Below are 18137 nucleotides of genomic sequence, written 5' to 3'. Positions count from 1 at the left end.
CAACATGTCTACCCTCGCTTCAACTTGGGATCGAGCGCATCGCGCAGACCGTCGCCAAACAGGTTGATGGCGACCACGGTGACCAGAATGCAGATGCCGGGCGCGATGGCGAGCCAAGGCGCGCTCTGGATGTCCTGACGCACGTCGGAGAGCATGGCGCCCCATTCGGGGATGGGCGGCTGCGCGCCCATGCCGAGGAAGCCCAGCGCCGCCGCCTGCAGGATGGCATCGGAGACGCCGAGCGTCGCCTGCACGATCAGCGGCGCCATGCAATTGGGCAGGATGGTGCGGAACAGGAGCCGGGGCGGCTTGACCCCCACGACCGTGGCGGCGGTGACATAGTCCTTCGACAATTCCCCGAGGGCGGCGGCCCTGACGATCCGCACATAGCGCGGCAGGAAGACGATGGTGATGGCCGCGACCGTCGGCACCAGACCGGGCTGCAGAATGGCGACGATCACCATGGAAAGCACCAGGTCCGGGATGGACATGATCAGGTCCATCAGCCGCATCAGCACGAAGTCGAACCAGCCGCCGACATAGGCCGCGATGAGCCCCAGCACGACGCCGAGCAGCATCGAGACCGCCATCACGGTCAGGCCGATGCCGAGCGAGTAGCGCGCGCCATAGATCAGGCGCGAAAGCACGTCACGACCGCCGCTCTTGTCGGTGCCGAGGATGAACTCCCAACTGCCACCCTCGACCCAGGCCGGGGGTTGGCCGACATGGCCGGGATGGCCGGCGTCCGGCCAGCCCGCCGCATTATAGGGTGCGTAGGGAGCCAGGAAATCGGCAAAAACGGCAACGAGAACCACCAGGACGAGCACGACAAGGCCCGCGACGGCGCCCTTGTTCTGCTTGAGCGAGTCCCAGATCTCGGCAGTGGCGGAAGGCGGCTTGGCCGGGCGGATTGCCGCCGCGGCTTGCGTGTCAGCGGCCATGGCGAATCCTTGGATTAATGACGCCGTAGAGCAGATCGACGAAGAGATTGATGAAGGTGACGAGGATGGCGATGATCAGGATGCCGCCCTGAAGCGCGGGATAATCACGGCGCGAGAAGGAATCGATCAGCCACTTGCCGACGCCGGGCCAGGAGAACACCGATTCCGTCTGCACCGCGCCGGCGAACAGCATGCCGATCATCAGGCCGACCACGGTGACGATCGGGATCATGGCATTGCGCAGGGCATGCAGGCCGATCACCCGCAGCGGCGACAACCCCTTGGCCCGGGCGGTGCGGACATAGTCCTCGTTCAGCACTTCCAGCATGGCCGAGCGTGTGATGCGCATGATCACCGCCAGAGGGATGGTGCCGAGCACGATGGCGGGCAGGATGAGATGCTGCAGCGCAGACCAGACCGCGCCCTCCTGGTCGGACCAGAAGGCGTCCCAGAGCATGAAGCCGGTACTGGTTTCCTCGTCGAAATAGAACGCCGTGTCGATACGCCCGCCGACCGGCGTCAGATCGAGCTTGAGGGAAACCAGCAGGATCAGAAGGATGCCGAACCAGAAGATCGGCATGGAATTGCCGATCACGGCGAAGGCTGTGGCGATGTAGTCGGCGAACTTGCCGCGCTGCAGGGCGGCGAGGATTCCGAAGGGAATACCGAGGCCGATGGCGAAGATCATGGCCGCGAAGGCCAGTTCCACCGTGGCAGGAAAGAGGGTGAAGAACTCGGTCAGCACCGGCCGTTGGGTGACGATGGAGGTGCCGAAATCACCATGCAGGAGTTGCCAGAGATAGCGGCCGAACTGCTCGTAGACAGGTTGGTCGAGACCGAGTTGGTGACGGAATTCGGCCAGGCGCTCGGGCGAAATACCTCTTTCGCCCACACGCACTTCGACCGGGTCGCCGGGAACCATTCGAATGGCGAAGAATGCCAAGGCGACCAGCGCGATGAAGGTCGGAACGGTCATGGCGACACGCTTGAGCAGGAAGGTCAGCATGGGCGCTCGCGGGTCAGCAGTAGAAAACAGGATACAAAAAGGCTGCCAGGCCGATGAAGACCTGGCAGCCTGAAAGCGTGATTACTTCTTCAGGTCGGTATCGAAGAACTCGAAGCGGCCGAGCGGCGAGGGCTTGAAGCCTTCGACGTTCTTGCGAACGGGCGTGTAGACCACCGTGTGGGCGATGTTCAGATAGGGAACCTCGTCATGGGCGATCTGCAGCATCTCCTGGTAGAGCTTGGTGCGCTCGGCCTTGTCGAAGCTGGCGCGGGCCTTCTCCAGGCGCTCCTGGTGGTCCTTGTTGCACCAGCGCGGATAGTTCTGGCTGACGGGCTTCTTCTTCTCGATGTCGCAGGCGAACAGGAAGAAGAAGTTGTCGGGATCGCCATTGTCGCCGGTCCAGCCCATCTGGGGCAGCGTAGCCTCACCGTTCTGCAGGCGCTTGCGGTAGTCACCCCATTCATAGGTGACGAGCTTGGCGTTGACGCCGATCTTGGCCAGATCGGCCTGCATCAGCTCGCCCATGCGCTTGCCGTTGGGATTATAGGGCCGGTAGACCGGCATGTACCACAGGTCGATGTCGATCGGGGTCTTCACCCCGGCGTCGGCCAGGAGCTTCTTGGAAGCTTCGGGGTCATAGCCGTATTCGGGGATCTTGTCGTTGTAGCCCAGCATGAAGGAGGGGATCAGCGTGGTCGAGGGCTTGCCGCTGCCTTCATAGACGTCCGAGAGGATCGCCTTCAGGTTGATCGCCTTGGCCAGGGCCAGGCGTACTTCCTTCTTGTCCAGCGGGGGCTTCTCCGTGTTGAAGGAGAAGTACATGTCGTTCAGGCCTTCATTGGTCAGGACCTTGATGTCCTTGTTGGCCTCCATCGACTTGAGGTCGGCGGGGTTGGGGCCGACCATGACCTGGCATTCGTTCTTCTGCAGCTTGGCATAGCGGGCGGCTGCATCCGGCGTGATCGCATAGACGAGCTGGTCGAGCTTGACCTTGCCGGCCCAATATTGCGGGAAGGCCTTGTAGCGGATCACCGCGTCCTTCTGATAGGCGACGAACTGGAAGGCGCCGGTACCGACGGGTTCCTGGTCGAACTTCTCGGGCGTGCCGGCCTTGAGCAGGTAGTCGGCATATTCGGCCGACTGGATGGTCGCGAAATCCATGCCGAGATTGGCCATGAAAGGCGCGTTCGGCTTGGTCAGGGTCATCTTGACGGTGTAGTCGTCGACCTTCTCGATCGACTTCAACAGGCTGGGCATGTCCATGTCGTTGAAGTAGTCGTACGAACCGCCCGAAACCTTGTGATAAGGATTGTCATCCTTCCACTGGCGATTGAAGGAGAACAGGACGTCGTCGGCGTTGAAGTCGCGCGTCGGCTTGAAGCCCTTCCAGGAGTGGAACTTCACGCCCTTGCGCAGATGGAAGACGATCTCGGTGCCGTCCTTGGAAACGTCCCACTTCTCAGCGAGGCCAGGCCGGAGGTCGGTGGTGCCCGGCGTAAATTCCACGAGCTGGTTGTAGACCGGCCGGGCGGCGTCAAGCGAGGTGCCGGTGGTGTTCAGGGCCGGGGTGAAGTTCTCGGGGCTTCCCTCCGAGCAATAGACCAGCGTCTTGGTCGCGGCCATTGCCGTCGTTCCCAGCAACGCGGCAAAGCCGGCCGCCAGAAGGCCTGTCTTCAGCAGTTTTGACATTTGTTCCCCACTGTCATGGTGCATTGTTCCGTCCGCCTCCAAGCGAACGCAAACGCCGAACGGGCATTGAGGGCGCGCCGCCGGTCATCGTTTCAGGCCAGACAGAGGCGTTTCGAGCCGAGGAGAAGAGGTTCGAGGACGCAAGCCTTCCGACTTGTTACGCCCGCCACGGGCCAAACCCATGGCTGAAACGATCTGCTCATCGGCCAAAGCCACAGCGCCACCGAAGGCGGTGAGGCGATGAATGGCTTTCCGCAGCGCCGCTCCGCCTCCCGGGATGCATGTCCCGACCGTGCCTGCGCCTCTCGTCCGGCCATTTTTGGCCTCATCTAGCTCCAAACCATACCCGACGTTACGCCCCTTGCCCAGTTGGCGCGTATGGAAGCCTTTTTATGCGTTTTCGGCAATCGGAATCTGACATTTTCGTGGCGTTTGTAATTTTTGTATCAGGAAGCGCCAACGAAAAACCCCGCGGCTATTCCACGGGGCTTTTCTGTAACATAAAGTTACCCGAGCGAGCGGCGCGATGGACGCGCCGCGGCAAGAATCAGGCGGATTTCACAAAGAGGTCGAGCTTCTTGAAGTGCTCGGCGAGGAGATAATAGACCGTCACGCGCGACTTCGAATTGTCGGCCTTGAGCTTCTCGATCACTGCGGCAACGGCCGCGTCAAGCTTGTCGTCGGCATCCGTCAAGGCGAGCTTCTTCTTGAGGAAGCTGTCGCGGACACGAGCAAGTTCGGTAGGGTCCTTGCCGGCAACGAGCGAAGAATCACGATTACGCAGAGCAATGCCGAGATGCTTCACGATGCCGGCAGCAGCGGCTTCGTTCACACTGGACGTGTATTTCTTGATATCAGCGACGTAGGTAGCCAGATCAGACATCGGCGTGCATTCCTCCTGGATCACGATGCATCGGACACAGTTATTTGCTGGTCGAAACAACCGTGGAATATTAGGGCATGATTTGCCCGCAGGCGCCACCGCAAAGTGCGGCTTTCCCTACGGAAGCCGCACAGAAATGCACGCAAAAGACACTCAGCGGCGCTTTTCCTCGATCGCATCCCAGATCTGGGCGGCCAGATCCGGGCCACCGAGCCGCTTGATCGCCCGCAGGCCTGTCGGCGAAGTCACGTTGATCTCGGTGAGATGGCCGTCGATCACGTCGATTCCCGTGAACAGCAAGCCCTTGTCGCGCAGTGTCGGTCCGATTCGTTCGCAGATTTCCCGTTCACGCGGCGACAGGTCGGTCGGCTTGGCGGCGCCGCCGCGCACCATGTTGGAGCGAATGTCGCCCGGTTGCGGCACCCGATTGACAGCGCCGGCAGCGACACCGTCGACCAGGATGATGCGCTTGTCGCCCTCCGAGACCTTGGGCAGGAAATGCTGCACCACCCAGGGCTCGCGCGACAGAGAGGCGAAGAGATCGTAGAGCGAGCCGAAATTCGGATCCTGCCTGCTCACCTTGAACACGGCCGCACCGCCATTGCCATAGAGCGGCTTCATCACGACGTCGCCATGTTCGGCCCGGAAGGCTTCGATCTCGACGCGGTCGCGGGTAATCAGCGTGGCCGGCATCAGGTCCGGAAACTCGGTGACCAGGATCTTCTCCGGCGCGTTGCGCACGTGGAAGGGATCGTTCACCACCAATGTCTTGGGATGGATGCGCTCGAGCATGTGGGTGGTGGTGACATAGGCCATGTCGAAGGGCGGGTCCTGGCGCAGCAGCACCACGTCGAAGCCGGAAAGGTCGGTACGGCTTTCCGCGCTGGCCTTGACGTGATCGCCCTCGACATCCTGCACGGTGACCGGCCTGACCTGCGCGGAGACGATGCCGTCGCGCTGGGACAGGGTATCGGGCGTATAGACCGCCAGCGCATGGCCGCGCGCCTGGGCCTCCAGCATCAGGGCAAAAGTGGAATCCCCCTTGATGTTGATGCGCTCGATCGGGTCCATCTGCACGGCAACGTTGAGCTTCATCAGGCAGTTCCTCGGATTTCCAGGGTCTCGAAAAAGGACTGCTAGTTAGATAGCTGTCGACGCCGCGCCGCAACAGACGCCGGGACGGCTTACGACAAAAAGAATTTGATCGAGAGCGGGAGGCATCGACGAGGGTCGATCTCCAGAGCCTGACTCAATAATCGCGAACAGAGCCGAGAAAAGCTCAGTTTTGTCATGCCCGGGCTTGTCCCGGGCATCCAGATACCACCGCTTGTTGAGATTGCGGCGCTGGAGCTGGGACGAAGCCCGGCAATGGCAAAACGCGAGTTTTACAGATTTTCGGTCAGACTCTCCGGATCGCCCCTCCAGGAACCTATTGCGCCTTGGATGCGTCGCCGACATAGCCGGCCATCAGGGTCTGGCCGCTCGCCTCGTCACGCAAGGCGAACAGGAAGGGCTTGTCGGCGACGAAGGCGAGCTCGGGCTTGTCGGCAAGGCTGCGGGAGGTGATGGCCGTGGCCGCCGCCGCTTCGGTTCCCTTCTCGTCGATGGCGATGGCGACCTTCTGGATGATCTCGTCGATCTTCTGCGGCTTGGCCGAGAACTGGCGCAGCGCGTCCGGCGCCCCCGCGGCCGGATCGAGCCCGAGGCCGTCCAGGCTGGCCCTGAGGTCGCCCCCGGCCTTGATGGTGAGGCGCGGCAGGGCGACGGTGCCGGTCGTCTCGGCGAACCCTTCCCCCGTCAGCCAGCCCGAAACCTCCGAAAAATCGGCAAGGCCGGCCGGCTTGTCCGTTGTGGTGATCAGGATCAACGCGTAGCCCTTGGTGCGGTAGGGCAGGGAAACGCCGACGAAGCGCCCCTCCTGGCGGGCCAGCCGCGACGCCGAGCCCGAATGCATCATCGCCACCCTGGCCGGACCGCCATCGGCACGATGGAAATCGGCCTCGCCGGTCTGGGCGGGATCGAAGGCCATGCGCCACTCATCCTTGAAATGAAGGGCGTTGAGCAGGACGAGGCTGCCCCCATGCAAGGGATTGTCGATGAGGCTGGGAATGAGGCCGCGCGTGCGCTCCTTGACCAGGGCGTTGATGGCATCGCGCGTTGCCGGACTGGCGATATCGGTGACCTCCACCGTTGCGCCCGCCTGCTTCAGCTTCGCCAAAGCGGCCGGCTTGGGGGTGGCGTCCCGGTCGAAATAGACCGCGCCGATACCGGTCAGCGGGCTTTCGTCCTTGCCGCCCGCGATCAGGGGCGACAAGGCCTGGCGCAGTTTGGCGAAATCGCCGGCCTTGCCTTCGAGCCGCAGCGTCTTGAGCAGCGCGGCATGGAGCTTCGGGCTGGCCCCGAGATCGAGCAGCGCGAAGGCGGCGGCGAGGCTGGCCGGAGAAACCGCGAGATTGGGCTCGCCTGCCGCTGTCTTGCCCAGCGCAACGAGGAGGTCGAAGCCGAAGCGGGCGGAGGCCTGGGACACGGCGCTCGGAGCCGATTTCGCCTTCTCGGCCGGCTTCGCATCCGTCGATCTGGCGTCGCTCGATTTGGGCTTGGGCGCGGCCTCCGCCGGCAATGGCATGGCGGCGAGCAAGCCAAGGATCATCAAGGCTCTCCTCGATACTGCAAACTCAGCGCGGCGGCCCATGCCCCATCCTCCTCAACGGGCACCAATGCCCGGTCACTGCCCCAGTTAAGCATGATGCCATGGACGCGCTGTATCGCAGAGCACCTTTCTGCGTGAATGCACCGCACAATACGGGCTTTCCCCGCACCCGCCGCCCCGCTATAAGGCTGCCTCTCGGGGTGTGGCCGGGCTCGACCTTCGAACCCGGCCCGCGCCCTCCTTGTCGTTGCATCGCCCATGCCGAAAGTCGCCAGCGCCTTCCGGCACAAGGTTCCAGCGGGGTCAGTCATGCGCAGCGCGTCGATCGAGCGCGTCACCAATGAAACGTCGGTGTCCGTGACCGTCGAACTCGACGGCACGGGCAAGCACGACATCGCCACCGGCGTCGGCTTCTTCGACCATATGCTCGACCAGCTCGCCCGCCATTCGCTGATCGACATCACCGTGCGCACCAAGGGCGACCTGCATATCGACGACCACCATGCCGTCGAGGATACCGGCATCGCCCTGGGGCAGGCCATCCGCAAGGCGCTGGGCGACCTCAAGGGCGTCACGCGCTATGCCGATGCCTATCTGCCGATGGACGAGACGCTGACACGCGCCGCCATCGACATCTCCGGCCGCCCCTTCCTGGTGTTCAAGGTTGATTTCCCGCGCGAGAAGATCGGCACCTTCGACACCGAACTGGTGCGCGAATGGTTCCAGGCCTTCGCCATGAATGCCGGCATCACGCTGCATGTCGAGACGCTCTATGGCTCGAATGCCCATCATATCGCCGAAAGCTGTTTCAAGGCGCTGGCCCGCGCCCTGAAGTCGGCTGTCGCCATCGACCCGCGCCTGGAAGGCCAATTGCCGACCACCAAGGGCAAGCTCGGAGGCTGAGACGATGCCGAGCTGGTTCGTTTTCGAGCCCGCCAAGACCGCTCCCGACACGCTGGAGGCCGCCGACAAGTCCGTCTTCGTCAAGGACGGCTTCAGCTTCGGCGCCTTTCTGGTCACGCCGGTCTGGCTGCTGTGGCGCAGGATGTGGCTGGTCTTCCTGGCCTGGCTGGGGCTGCAGGTGGCGCTCGCCGTGCTGACATCGGCGTTCTCCCTGGACCAGCGTGCCGCCGGAATCGTCTCCCTGCTGGTCAGCCTGTGCTTTGCCCTGGATGCGAATGCCCTGCGCGCCTGGACCATGCGCCGCCAGGGCTGGCGCTTCAGCGGCATCGCCTCCGGCCATACCCTCGCGGAAGCCGAACAGCGCCATTTCGAAGGTCGTTCCCTCGCCGTTCCGGCTGCCCGGAACCCGCCGACGGCAGGCACGCACCCTCCCGGACAGGAATTCCCCGGCCCCTGGTCCTCGGCCCTGGGCCGGAACAGCGGCTCGCCGAACGTGCTCGGCGTCTTTCCCGAACCGCATGGAACAAAGCCTTGATCGCAACCATCATCGACTATGGCTCGGGCAATCTGCATTCCGCCCGCAAGGCCTTCGAACGCGCCGCAGCCGAAGCCGGCCTGCCCGTCGCCATCGAAGTGACCAGTGATCCCGAGCGGGTGGCCGGCGCCGATCATGTCGTGCTGCCGGGCGTGGGCGCCTATGCGGACTGCAAGCGCGGCCTGACTGCCGTATCCGGCATGATCGAGGCGCTCGGCCATGCCGTGACCGCCAAGGGACGCCCCTTCCTCGGCATCTGCGTCGGCATGCAGCTGATGGCCGAACGCGGGCTCGAATTCGAGACCACCGAAGGGCTCGGCTGGATCGGCGGCGACGTCAAGGCGATCCAGCCTGCGGATCCCGCTCTCAAAGTGCCGCATATGGGCTGGAACACGCTGTCCGCTAGGCGCGAGCACGCTCTCCTTGCCGGCATCCCGACCGGTCCTTCCGGCCTGCACGCCTATTTCGTCCATTCCTATCATCTGGCGGCTGCCGATCCGGCCGCCGTGATCGCCGAGGCCGATTATGGCGGCCCGGTCACGGCCATGATCGGCCGTGCCAACATGGTGGGAACCCAGTTTCATCCCGAAAAGAGCCAGGCCCTCGGCCTGGCCCTGATCGCCAACTTCCTGCGGTGGCGCCCGTGATCCTCTTTCCTGCAATCGATCTCAAGGAAGGGCGCTGCGTGCGCCTCGTCCAGGGCGACATGGCCCAGGCCACCGTCTTCAACGACGATCCGGCCGAACAGGCGATCGCCTTCGAGGATATGGGCTTTTCCCACCTCCACGTCGTCGACCTCGACGGCGCCTTCGCCGGCAAGCCGATGAATTCGGCAGCCGTGGAGCGCATCCTTGCCGCCTGCACCATGAAGGTGCAGCTCGGCGGCGGCATCCGCGACTTCACGACCGTGGCGGCCTGGCTCGACAAGGGCATCGCGCGGGTGATCATCGGCACTGCCGCCGTACGCGATCCGGCCTTCGTCAAGGAAGCTGCCAAGGCCTTTCCGGGACAGATCGCCGTCGGTCTCGACGCGCGCGACGGCCTCGTCGCGGTCGAGGGCTGGGCCGAGGTCTCCACCGTGACCGCGGAGGAAATCGCCAAGCGCTTCGAGGATGCCGGCGTCTCCGCCATCATCTACACCAATATCGCGCGGGACGGCATGCTCAAGGGCATCGACTGGGACGGCACGCTGGCCCTGGCCCGGGCGGTCTCGATCCCGGTGATCGCTTCGGGCGGCCTTGCCTCGATCGCCGACGTCGAGCGCCTGGTCCAGCCCGATGCCGCACTGCTCGAGGGCGCCATTGCCGGCCGCGCGCTCTATGACCACCGCCTCGACCCGCATGAGGCTCTCGCCCTGTTGAGAAGGGGGGCCTGAGAGGGCGGGTCATCCCGTGCGCAGTGCAGCACGCAGTGATGCGCTGCAGACACGGGGCAGCGTGCCGAATGAGTTTCATTCTGGAAACGGTCCCGTGTCTGCGCCGCAACATTTCATGTTGCATCGCGCACGGGATGACCATCCTCTCGTGATTTTCCTCTATAATTCTGTCATGGTGCCACCAACGGCCCGCAATCTCGGTCAAGAAGGTCGATGCTCAAAGCCCGCGTGATCCCCTGCCTCGACGTCAAGGACGGCCGTGTCGTCAAGGGCGTGAACTTCGTCGATCTCGTTGATGCCGGCGATCCGGTCGAGAGTGCGCGCGCCTATGATCAGGCCGGCGCCGACGAATTGTGCTTCCTCGACATCGCCGCCACCCATGAGAATCGCGGCCTGCTGCTCGACGTGATCAGCCGCACCGCCGAGGCCTGCTTCATGCCGCTCACCGTCGGCGGCGGCGTGCGGGCGGTGGAAGACATCCGCCAGCTCCTTCTCGCCGGCGCCGACAAGGTCTCGATCAATTCGGCCGCGGTCGCCGACAGGCAGTTCGTAGCCCGTGCAGCCGAGAAGTTCGGCCAGCAATGCATCGTCGTCGCCATCGACGCCAAGAGGGTCTCGACCGAAGGCGAGGCAGCCCGCTGGGAGATCTTCACCCATGGCGGGCGCCGCCCGACCGGCATCGACGCCATCGCCTTCGCCGAGGATGTCGTGCGGCTCGGTGCCGGCGAATTGCTGCTCACCTCCATGGACCGCGACGGCACCAAGATCGGCTTCGACCTCGATCTCACCCGTGCGATCGCCGACAGGGTCGGCGTGCCGGTGATCGCCTCGGGCGGCGTGGGCACGCTCGAACATCTGGTCGAGGGCGTGCGCGACGGCCATGCCAGCGCGGTTCTCGCCGCCTCGATCTTCCATTTCGGTACCTTCTCGATCCGGCAGGCCAAGGCCTATATGGCCAAGGCGGGCCTGCCGATGCGTCTCGACGGATTGGCAGCATGAGCTTTTCCTTGACCGATCTCGAGGCTCGGGTGGCCGAGCGGGCCAAGGCACCGCCGGAGCAGTCCTGGACGGCCAAGCTGCTGGCCGGCGGACCGCCACGTGCCGCCAAGAAGTTCGGGGAGGAGGCGGTGGAACTCGTCATCGCCCTCACCGAGGGCGAGGAAGGCCCGATCGTCGCCGAGGCCGCCGACGTGCTCTATCATTTGCTCGTCGGCCTCAAGGCGCGCGACATCCCGCTCGCTGCAGTCCTGCAGGAGCTCGAGCGGCGCACCGGCCAATCCGGCCTTGCTGAAAAAGCGTCCCGTCCTCGATGACGCCGACAGTTGAGGGGCAGGCAAACGCCATGGACCAGCTCGTGAAGTCGCCCGTGTCTCCCTATTCGGTGTTCACCCGCAGCGAATGGGCCAAGCTGAGGGCCGACACGCCGATGACCTTGACGGCGGCCGAGCTCGACCGCCTGCGCGCCCTCAACGACCCGGTCTCGCTGACCGATGTCGAAGAAATCTACCTGCCTCTGTCGCGCCTGCTTTCGCTCTATGTCGCGGCGACGCAGGGGCTGCACCGCGCCACCCAGCGCTTTCTCGGCACCAGCCAGGGCAAGGTGCCCTATCTCATCGGCGTGGCCGGCTCGGTCGCGGTCGGCAAGTCGACCACCGCCCGCGTGCTGCGCCAATTGCTGACGCGCTGGCCCAACACGCCGAAGGTGGACCTGATCACCACCGACGGCTTCCTGTTCCCCAACGCCTTCCTGCGCGAACACGGCCTGATGGAACGCAAGGGCTTTCCGGAAAGCTACGACACCCAGCGCCTGCTGCGCTTCCTGGCCGACATCAAGGCCGGCCAGGGCAAGGTCACGGCGCCGGTCTATTCCCATCTCGTCTACGACGTGGTGCCGGGCGAGATCGTCACGGTGGACCAGCCCGACATCCTGATCGTCGAAGGGCTCAACGTGCTGCAGCCAGCCCGCCTGCCCCGCGACGGCAAGGCGATCCCCTTCACCTCGGACTTCTTCGACTTCGCCATCTATCTCGATGCCGAGGTGGCGCTGCTGAGGCGCTGGTATGTCGAGCGCTTCATGACCCTGCGCGAGACGGCCTTCCGCAATCCGCTCTCCTTCTTCCGCAAATATGCCGACCTAACCGAGGCCGAAGCGCTGGAGACCGCCCTCGGCCTGTGGAGCCGCATCAACCAGCCCAACCTGATCGAGAATATCCTGCCGACCCGCCCGCGTGCCGACCTGATCCTGCGCAAGGGCGACAGCCACGACATCGAGCAGGTCTCGCTCCGCAAGCTGTGACGGGCGGCAGAAGCGAGCCATTCAGCCTCGAGAGGCGCCGCCCCCGGCCTGCTCCGTGAGAAAGGTGATGAGCGCCGCGACGCCGAAGGCCGCGCCCACCGCACATATGCCAGGCCAGCCGGCATGGACCCAGGCAAAGCCCGACAGCCCCGCCCCTGTCGACGTCCCGATGAAAAACAGACCCGTGAACAGGCCGTTGACACGCCCGCGCGCCTCCGGCTGCAACAAATTGATGGCGCGCCGCCCCAGGGTCTGGTCGCCGACGACGCCAAGGTCGAGCAGAACCGCAGCGGCGACCAAGGTCGCAAGCGCGCCATGGAACGCTCCCGGCGATGCCCCGCGCGCCAGGAAGTCGCCGCCGATCTGGGCCAGGACCATGGCGCCGATCACGGCGAGATGAGCGAGCAGGGTGGCGCCGCGCGTCCTCCCCTTGTCTCCCGCACGTCCGGCGAGCGGCGCCACCACGGCACCCGCAGCACCGGCGAAGGCGAACAGGGCGATTCCGGTCTGGCCGAGACCAAAGGGGGCCTGAGCGAGACGAAGCGCCACAGACGTCCAGAACACGCCGAAGGCACCCATGCATAGCGCCTGGTAGGCCGCACGCCGCCGCAATACCGGCTCCTGGCGCAGTATCGTCCACAGCGACCCGATCAGCCGCGCATAGCTCACGGTGCCCGCCGGCTGACGGCGTGGGATGACGAAGGCCAGGATCGCCGCGAGGACGGCGACGAGAACGGCAAGGCCGCCATAGAACCAGCGCCAGCCTGCGATCTCCGCCACGAGACTGGCGGCAGGCCGCGAGAGCAGAATGCCGATCATCAGGCCGCTCATTACATTGCCGACGACCCGACCGCGACAGGCGGGCGAACTCAACTGGGCAGCGGCCGGCACCATCATCTGGATGGCACTCGCCGCCAGGCCGCAGACATAGCAAGCAGCCAGGAACCAAGCGGGTGTCGGCGCACAGGCGACAGCCGCCAGGGCGACTGCCTCGACCGCCAGCGTCGCGACGATCAGGCTTCGATTTTCGACGATGTCGGCCAGAGGCACCAGGAGAAACAGACCGCTGGCGTAACCGAGCAAGGTAAGCGTGGTGACGAACCCCGCTTCGCTGGCACTGAAATCGAAGGCAGGGCCAATCAGGCCGATGAGCGATTGCGACGCAAAAAGACCAAGCACGGCGATCGCGACGGAGACAGCGAACAGGAATGTGAGTCCGGCGGGCAGACCGGAAACCGGTTCGGCCGGCGTCGGTCCCGCCTCGGTGGTCGAGATGGAAGACGTCGAGATGGAAGATGTCGAGATGGAAGATGTCGAGATGGAAGACATGGCGCTGTTTCCCGATGCGAAGATCAGGTGCGATTTTGCATCCATCCTAATGGAGTGATAATAGCTATTATTATTGAATAATTATTCCGAATTTTGTGATAATATGGCCAGCATCGAGCAATATGAAGCCTTCGTCGAGACGGTCGAACGCGGCAGCCTCACGGCCGCTGCCCATCATCTGAACCGATCCCTGCAGGCGGTCAGCCGGGCGATCGCGTCGCTCGAGGAGGAACTGGGTGTCGAGCTCATCCGGCGAACGACGCGACGCCTGCAGACGACGCCGACCGGGATGGTCCTGCGCGAGCGCTTGCGCGCCGCCCTGAAGGACATCGACGATGCCCGGTCGGAAGCCCGGCGCGAGGCGCAACGCATCGGCGGCCTGTTCCGTATCAGCGCCTCGATCCATTTTGCCTCTCGCTTCGTGGTGCCGACCGCGGTGGCATTCGCCCAGCGCTTTCCGGAAGTCGAGATCGATTTCGTGCTCGACGACGCCCTCTCCCACCTGATCGAGGAGCGCTTGGACGTCGCGATCCGGGTTGGCGATCTCGGCGCTTCCAGCCTGCGGTCCCGACGAATCACGCAGCTTCGCCGTGTCATCGTGGCTGCCCCTGCCTATCTGATGCGGCATGGCTATCCGCGTACCCCCGCCGATCTCTCGACGCATCTATGCGTCATCCGCACCATCGGACCGGAGGGCGATGCCTGGCCCTTCCTGGTCGACGGCGGCCTTGTGCGCATCCCGGTCAAGGGCCCCTTGAAATGCAATGACGCCGCCGCCGCCAATGCCGCTGTCCTTCTCGGTGCCGGCATCGGCATCGCACCGCTCTGGCAGGTGCGCCAAGAGGTCGATGACGGCCAGCTGGAATTGCTTCTGACGGACTACGAGCCGCCACCGACCCCCGTGAGTGCGGTCTGGCCCGCCAATGTCGGCACCCCGGCACGGACCCGTCTCTTCATCGAGATGCTCGCCCACCGGCTGACGGGTGAGCGGATCTGAAAAGACGTTCCCGGCGATGGGCCATGTCCCACTCACCGCTGCGGATGGACGAAGCGGCCCGGTTCCTCCATGATCCCTTGCACGCAATTCTGGGACCAACACCAGATTCCCGGCATGCATTGGGGAGCGCTTCATGGGGACCAGCACCGGCACGGCAGCCATTCATCGCCCGCTCGACCTCGATCCAAAGCGGGCGGGACGCCTCGATCGGGCCCATTACGGCATCATCGACATCGGCTCCAATTCGGTCCGCCTCGTGGTCTACGACCAGCTCGGCCGCGCCCCGCTGCCGCGTTTCAATGAAAAATCGCTCTGCCGTCTCGGCGAAGGCCTGGCGCAGACCGGCCTGATCTCCGTGGAGGGCTTCCGCCGGACGGTCGAGGCCGTGCGCCGTTTCCGCGCCGTGGCCGACGCCATGGGCGTTGCCCGTCTCGATGCCACCGCGACGGAGGCAGTGCGCCGGGCCGAGAACGGCAAGGACCTGGTCGAGGCCATCCGGACGGAGGCGGGCATCGATGTGCGTATCCTCAGCGGCGCCGAAGAGGCCCGATTTGCGGCGCTCGGCGTGATCTCCGGCTTCCACCGTCCCGTCGGCATCGTCGGCGACATGGGCGGGGGCAGCCTGGAACTGGCCGCTGCCTTGGATGACCGGGTCGGCGAGGACTGGGTCAGTTTCCCCCTGGGAGCCCTGCCGGTCGAAGCGCTGATGCAGGGTCCGGACGATGCGAAGCGGCGGATCGATGCGCTGCTGAAGGAGAAGACGCCGACTTCCTTCCTGAAGCAGCCGATTTTCTTTGCGGTCGGCGGAGGCTGGCGGACCTTCGCCAAGGCCCATATGGCAACGCATGCCGCCCCGGTCCCGGTGGTGCATGGCTATCGCATCCCGGCGAGCGAGGCCCGCGCCTTTGCCAAGACATTGCTGCGCCTGCCCCTCGCCAAGATCGCCGAATTGCCGGGCATATCGCGCCGGCGCGCCCGCACCATGCCCGCCGCCGCCCTGGTGCTGGACCGCGTGCTCAAATATCTGGCGCCGGACGAGGTGGTGTTCTCCGCCCTCGGCCTGCGGGAAGGCTGGCTCTATTCGCAACTCGATGCCGAGGAGCGCTATCTCGATCCGCTGGTCGAGGGTGCCCAGTTGATCGGGCTGCCGGGTTCGCGCGTCCCCGACTTTCCGCCCGCTTTGGTTGCCTGGACCGAGGGTCTGTTCGCGGACGAAAGCCCGGCCGAAAAGCGCCTGCGCGTCACCTTGTGTGCGCTTTCGGATCTGGGCTGGCGCGACCATCCCGACATCCGGGCGGAGGAAAGCCACCGCCGCGTGCTGCAATTTCCCTTCATCGGCCTGGACCACCCGGAGCGAGCCTTCCTGGCCATCGCGCTCCACGCCCGCCACGCCGGACGGCTCGACGCCCCCTATCTCGCTGGGGCGCTGAAACTGCTGTCGCCGGCGGAACGCCGCCGCGCCGAGATCCTCGGACGGGCTCTGCTGGTGGCCTATCGCCTGTCCGGCGGCACGCCCGCCGTGCTGGCGAATTCGCGCCTGTCGATCGGCTCGAACCGCCTGCGGCTGGAGGTCGGCCGTTCGGCCCGCGTGCCGGACAGCGAGGCGGTAAGCGAGCGCCTGTCCCTGCTGGCCGCCGCGGCCGGGGTCAAGTTCTCGGAGATCACCGAGCTTGCCGAGGACGTCTGACTTTCGGAGAGCGCCGGCGACTGGCTCATCGGCCGTGATGTGCGGCGATAGCCCGGCATTGGAGGGGCGATCCCGTTCCATTTCGCGATCAGGCTGTGGCGATCGCCCCTCCTTGTGCCGTGCCTTTCGGCGTGGACACTTCAAGGACCTTGCTGTCATCCATCAGTTTTCTTGACTGGCACGCTCCGGACAGGCCGCGCTAGAAAGCGCTCGCCATGCTTGTCTTGTCGCACCGGCTGACTATAGTCGCGCGCGATTTTCGTCGCCGGGTTCTCCGCCCGGCGCCAATCCCAACCCGAAAGCTCCCTAGATGTCCAAATCCGTCAAGAAGGTGGTGCTCGCCTATTCCGGTGGCCTCGACACCTCGATCATCCTGAAATGGCTGCAGACCACCTATAATTGCGAGGTCGTCACCTTCACCGCCGATCTCGGCCAGGGCGAGGAATTGGAGCCGGCGCGCCAGAAGGCGTTGCTGCTCGGCATCAAGCCGGAAAACATCTACATCGAAGACCTGCGCGAGGAATTCGTGCGCGACTACGTCTTCCCGATGTTCCGCGCCAATGCCCAGTATGAGGGGGTCTACCTGCTCGGCACCTCGATCGCCCGCCCGCTGATCGCCAAAAAGCAGATCGAGATCGCCGAGAAGACCGGGGCCGACGCCGTCTGCCACGGCGCCACCGGCAAGGGCAACGACCAGGTGCGCTTCGAGCTCGGCTACTATGCCCTCAAGCCCGACGTCACCATCATCGCCCCCTGGCGCGAATGGGACCTGCGCTCGCGCGAAGCCCTGATCAAGTTCGCCGAGGAGCACCAGATCCCGATCGCCAAGGACAAGCGCGGCGAGGCTCCCTTCTCGGTCGACGCCAACCTGCTGCACTGCTCCTCCGAGGGCAAGGTGCTGGAGGATCCGGCGGTCGAAGTGCCCGATTACGTCTATTCGCGCACGGTCAATCCGGAAGATGCGCCGGATACCCCCACCGTCATCACCATCGACTTCGAGAAGGGCGACGCCGTCGCCATCGACGGCGTGAAGATGAGCCCGGCCACCCTGCTCGCCAAGCTCAACGAACTCGGCCGCATCAACGGCATCGGCCGCCTCGACCTGGTCGAGAACCGCTTCGTCGGCATGAAGTCGCGCGGCATGTACGAGACGCCCGGCGGCACCATCCTGCTGCCGGCCCATCGCGCCATCGAAAGCATCACGCTGGACCGCGGCGCCGCGCATCTCAAGGATGAGCTGATGCCGAAATATGCCGAGCTCATCTACAATGGCTTCTGGTTCTCGCCCGAGCGCGAAATGCTGCAGGCCCTGATCGACAAGAGCCAGGAAGCGGTGACCGGCTCGGTCCGCCTCAAGCTCTACAAGGGCGGCGTGCATGTCATCGGCCGCGAGAGCCCCAACTCGCTCTACAGCCAGGACCTCGTCACCTTCGAGGAAGGCGCCGTGGCCTATGACCACCGCGACGCCGCCGGCTTCATCAAGCTCAACGCCCTGCGCCTGCGCACCCTCGGCAGCCGCAAGCGCAAGCTGGGCGTCTGATGCGGTTCGCATCGAATTTGAAATTGATCACGGCCCTTCCCTCCCCAGGGAAGGGCTTTTTGTTTATCAAAGCGCTTCAGATCGGCAGCATTCAGGCCCAGCCGAACGATAGCGCGTTAACTTTGATGCATTGCAGCAAATAATTTCCGCATCGCAAGATAACCCTTTGAAGTAAAATAGAGCCGTTTCTTTGGATCACCCCAAAGAATGCTCTGCGATGATACGATCTCATATCAAAGATCGCATTGATTAATCGTAATACAATTGCAATGATTGTGCCCGTTGGTCCTCCAGAGACCCGGAACA

17 protein-coding genes are annotated in these 18137 nt (G+C 64.5%); 10 read left to right on the top strand and 7 right to left on the bottom strand.

Going from position 1 to position 18137, the window contains the following annotated elements; all coding sequences use genetic code 11:
* Positions 1-8 precede the first annotated feature (8 nt).
* From ACIGJE_RS05765 to ACIGJE_RS05740, 6 genes are all read right to left on the bottom strand, one after another.
* On the bottom strand, positions 9-941 hold the full coding sequence (locus tag ACIGJE_RS05765; protein ID WP_311939122.1) for an ABC transporter permease: 933 nt from the start codon (positions 939-941) through the stop codon (positions 9-11).
* The gene (locus ACIGJE_RS05760; protein WP_367623801.1) at positions 931-1947 is read right to left on the bottom strand and encodes an ABC transporter permease subunit; all 1017 of its coding nucleotides are present in this window, start codon (positions 1945-1947) and stop codon (positions 931-933) included. Before ACIGJE_RS05760 ends, ACIGJE_RS05765 begins: the two co-directional genes overlap by 11 nt.
* A gap of 81 nt (positions 1948-2028) precedes the next feature.
* The gene (locus ACIGJE_RS05755) at positions 2029-3636 is read right to left on the bottom strand and encodes an ABC transporter substrate-binding protein (RefSeq protein ID WP_068293074.1); all 1608 of its coding nucleotides are present in this window, start codon (positions 3634-3636) and stop codon (positions 2029-2031) included.
* Positions 3637-4183: 547 nt separating this feature from the next.
* A complete protein-coding gene (locus ACIGJE_RS05750; RefSeq protein WP_311939179.1) occupies positions 4184-4510 on the bottom strand; it encodes a DUF2853 family protein in 327 nt (108 codons plus the stop codon).
* Between the two features lie 162 nt (positions 4511-4672).
* Positions 4673-5614, bottom strand: a complete 942-nt coding sequence (gene gshB / locus ACIGJE_RS05745; RefSeq protein ID WP_483679524.1) for a glutathione synthase — start codon at positions 5612-5614, stop codon at positions 4673-4675.
* Positions 5615-5948: 334 nt separating this feature from the next.
* Entirely contained in the window at positions 5949-7169 is a 1221-nt protein-coding gene (locus ACIGJE_RS05740; RefSeq protein WP_483679522.1) for a serpin family protein, read from the bottom strand.
* 309 nt (positions 7170-7478) lie between these two features.
* Between ACIGJE_RS05740 and hisB the strand changes: the two genes are divergently transcribed.
* From hisB to coaA, 7 genes are all read left to right on the top strand, one after another.
* Entirely contained in the window at positions 7479-8072 is a 594-nt protein-coding gene (gene hisB, locus ACIGJE_RS05735; RefSeq protein ID WP_367623799.1) for an imidazoleglycerol-phosphate dehydratase HisB, read from the top strand.
* 4 nt (positions 8073-8076) lie between these two features.
* Positions 8077-8607 (top strand): DUF2628 domain-containing protein, encoded by a 531-nt coding sequence (locus ACIGJE_RS05730; RefSeq protein WP_483679520.1) that lies wholly within the window; start codon positions 8077-8079, stop codon positions 8605-8607.
* Entirely contained in the window at positions 8604-9254 is a 651-nt protein-coding gene (hisH, locus tag ACIGJE_RS05725; protein WP_311939111.1) for an imidazole glycerol phosphate synthase subunit HisH, read from the top strand. Before ACIGJE_RS05730 ends, hisH begins: the two co-directional genes overlap by 4 nt.
* Positions 9242-9982, top strand: a complete 741-nt coding sequence (gene hisA / locus ACIGJE_RS05720; RefSeq protein WP_483679518.1) for a 1-(5-phosphoribosyl)-5-[(5-phosphoribosylamino)methylideneamino]imidazole-4-carboxamide isomerase — start codon at positions 9242-9244, stop codon at positions 9980-9982. Before hisH ends, hisA begins: the two co-directional genes overlap by 13 nt.
* Positions 9983-10195: 213 nt before the next feature.
* Entirely contained in the window at positions 10196-10981 is a 786-nt protein-coding gene (gene hisF / locus ACIGJE_RS05715; RefSeq protein WP_483679516.1) for an imidazole glycerol phosphate synthase subunit HisF, read from the top strand.
* Positions 10978-11295: a phosphoribosyl-ATP diphosphatase gene (locus ACIGJE_RS05710; RefSeq protein ID WP_311939105.1), complete on the top strand. Its 318-nt coding sequence runs from the start codon at positions 10978-10980 to the stop codon at positions 11293-11295. Before hisF ends, ACIGJE_RS05710 begins: the two co-directional genes overlap by 4 nt.
* Before the next feature lie 29 nt (positions 11296-11324).
* Positions 11325-12278: a type I pantothenate kinase gene (gene coaA, locus ACIGJE_RS05705; protein WP_082979986.1), complete on the top strand. Its 954-nt coding sequence runs from the start codon at positions 11325-11327 to the stop codon at positions 12276-12278.
* A 21-nt stretch (positions 12279-12299) separates the two neighbouring features.
* Here the strand turns inward: coaA and ACIGJE_RS05700 are convergent, their stop codons facing one another.
* The gene (locus tag ACIGJE_RS05700) at positions 12300-13607 is read right to left on the bottom strand and encodes an MFS transporter (protein ID WP_483679513.1); all 1308 of its coding nucleotides are present in this window, start codon (positions 13605-13607) and stop codon (positions 12300-12302) included.
* A gap of 103 nt (positions 13608-13710) precedes the next feature.
* Here ACIGJE_RS05700 and ACIGJE_RS05695 point away from each other — a divergent pair, with 103 nt between their 5' ends.
* The 3 genes from ACIGJE_RS05695 to ACIGJE_RS05685 all read left to right on the top strand — a co-directional run bounded on the left by ACIGJE_RS05695 (position 13711) and on the right by ACIGJE_RS05685 (position 17831).
* Positions 13711-14604, top strand: coding sequence for a LysR family transcriptional regulator (locus tag ACIGJE_RS05695; protein ID WP_440727726.1), 894 nt, complete (start codon positions 13711-13713; stop codon positions 14602-14604).
* 133 nt (positions 14605-14737) lie between these two features.
* The gene (locus tag ACIGJE_RS05690) at positions 14738-16291 is read left to right on the top strand and encodes a Ppx/GppA phosphatase family protein (RefSeq protein WP_394312663.1); all 1554 of its coding nucleotides are present in this window, start codon (positions 14738-14740) and stop codon (positions 16289-16291) included.
* Between the two features lie 310 nt (positions 16292-16601).
* A complete protein-coding gene (locus ACIGJE_RS05685; RefSeq protein WP_311939096.1) occupies positions 16602-17831 on the top strand; it encodes an argininosuccinate synthase in 1230 nt (409 codons plus the stop codon).
* Positions 17832-18137: the final 306 nt, after the last annotated feature.

Source organism: Labrys sp. E2SS-1L (assembly GCF_057073705.1).
The sequence above is the reverse complement of the archived record's forward strand: the minus strand, read 5'-3'. Positions and strand labels throughout refer to the sequence as shown.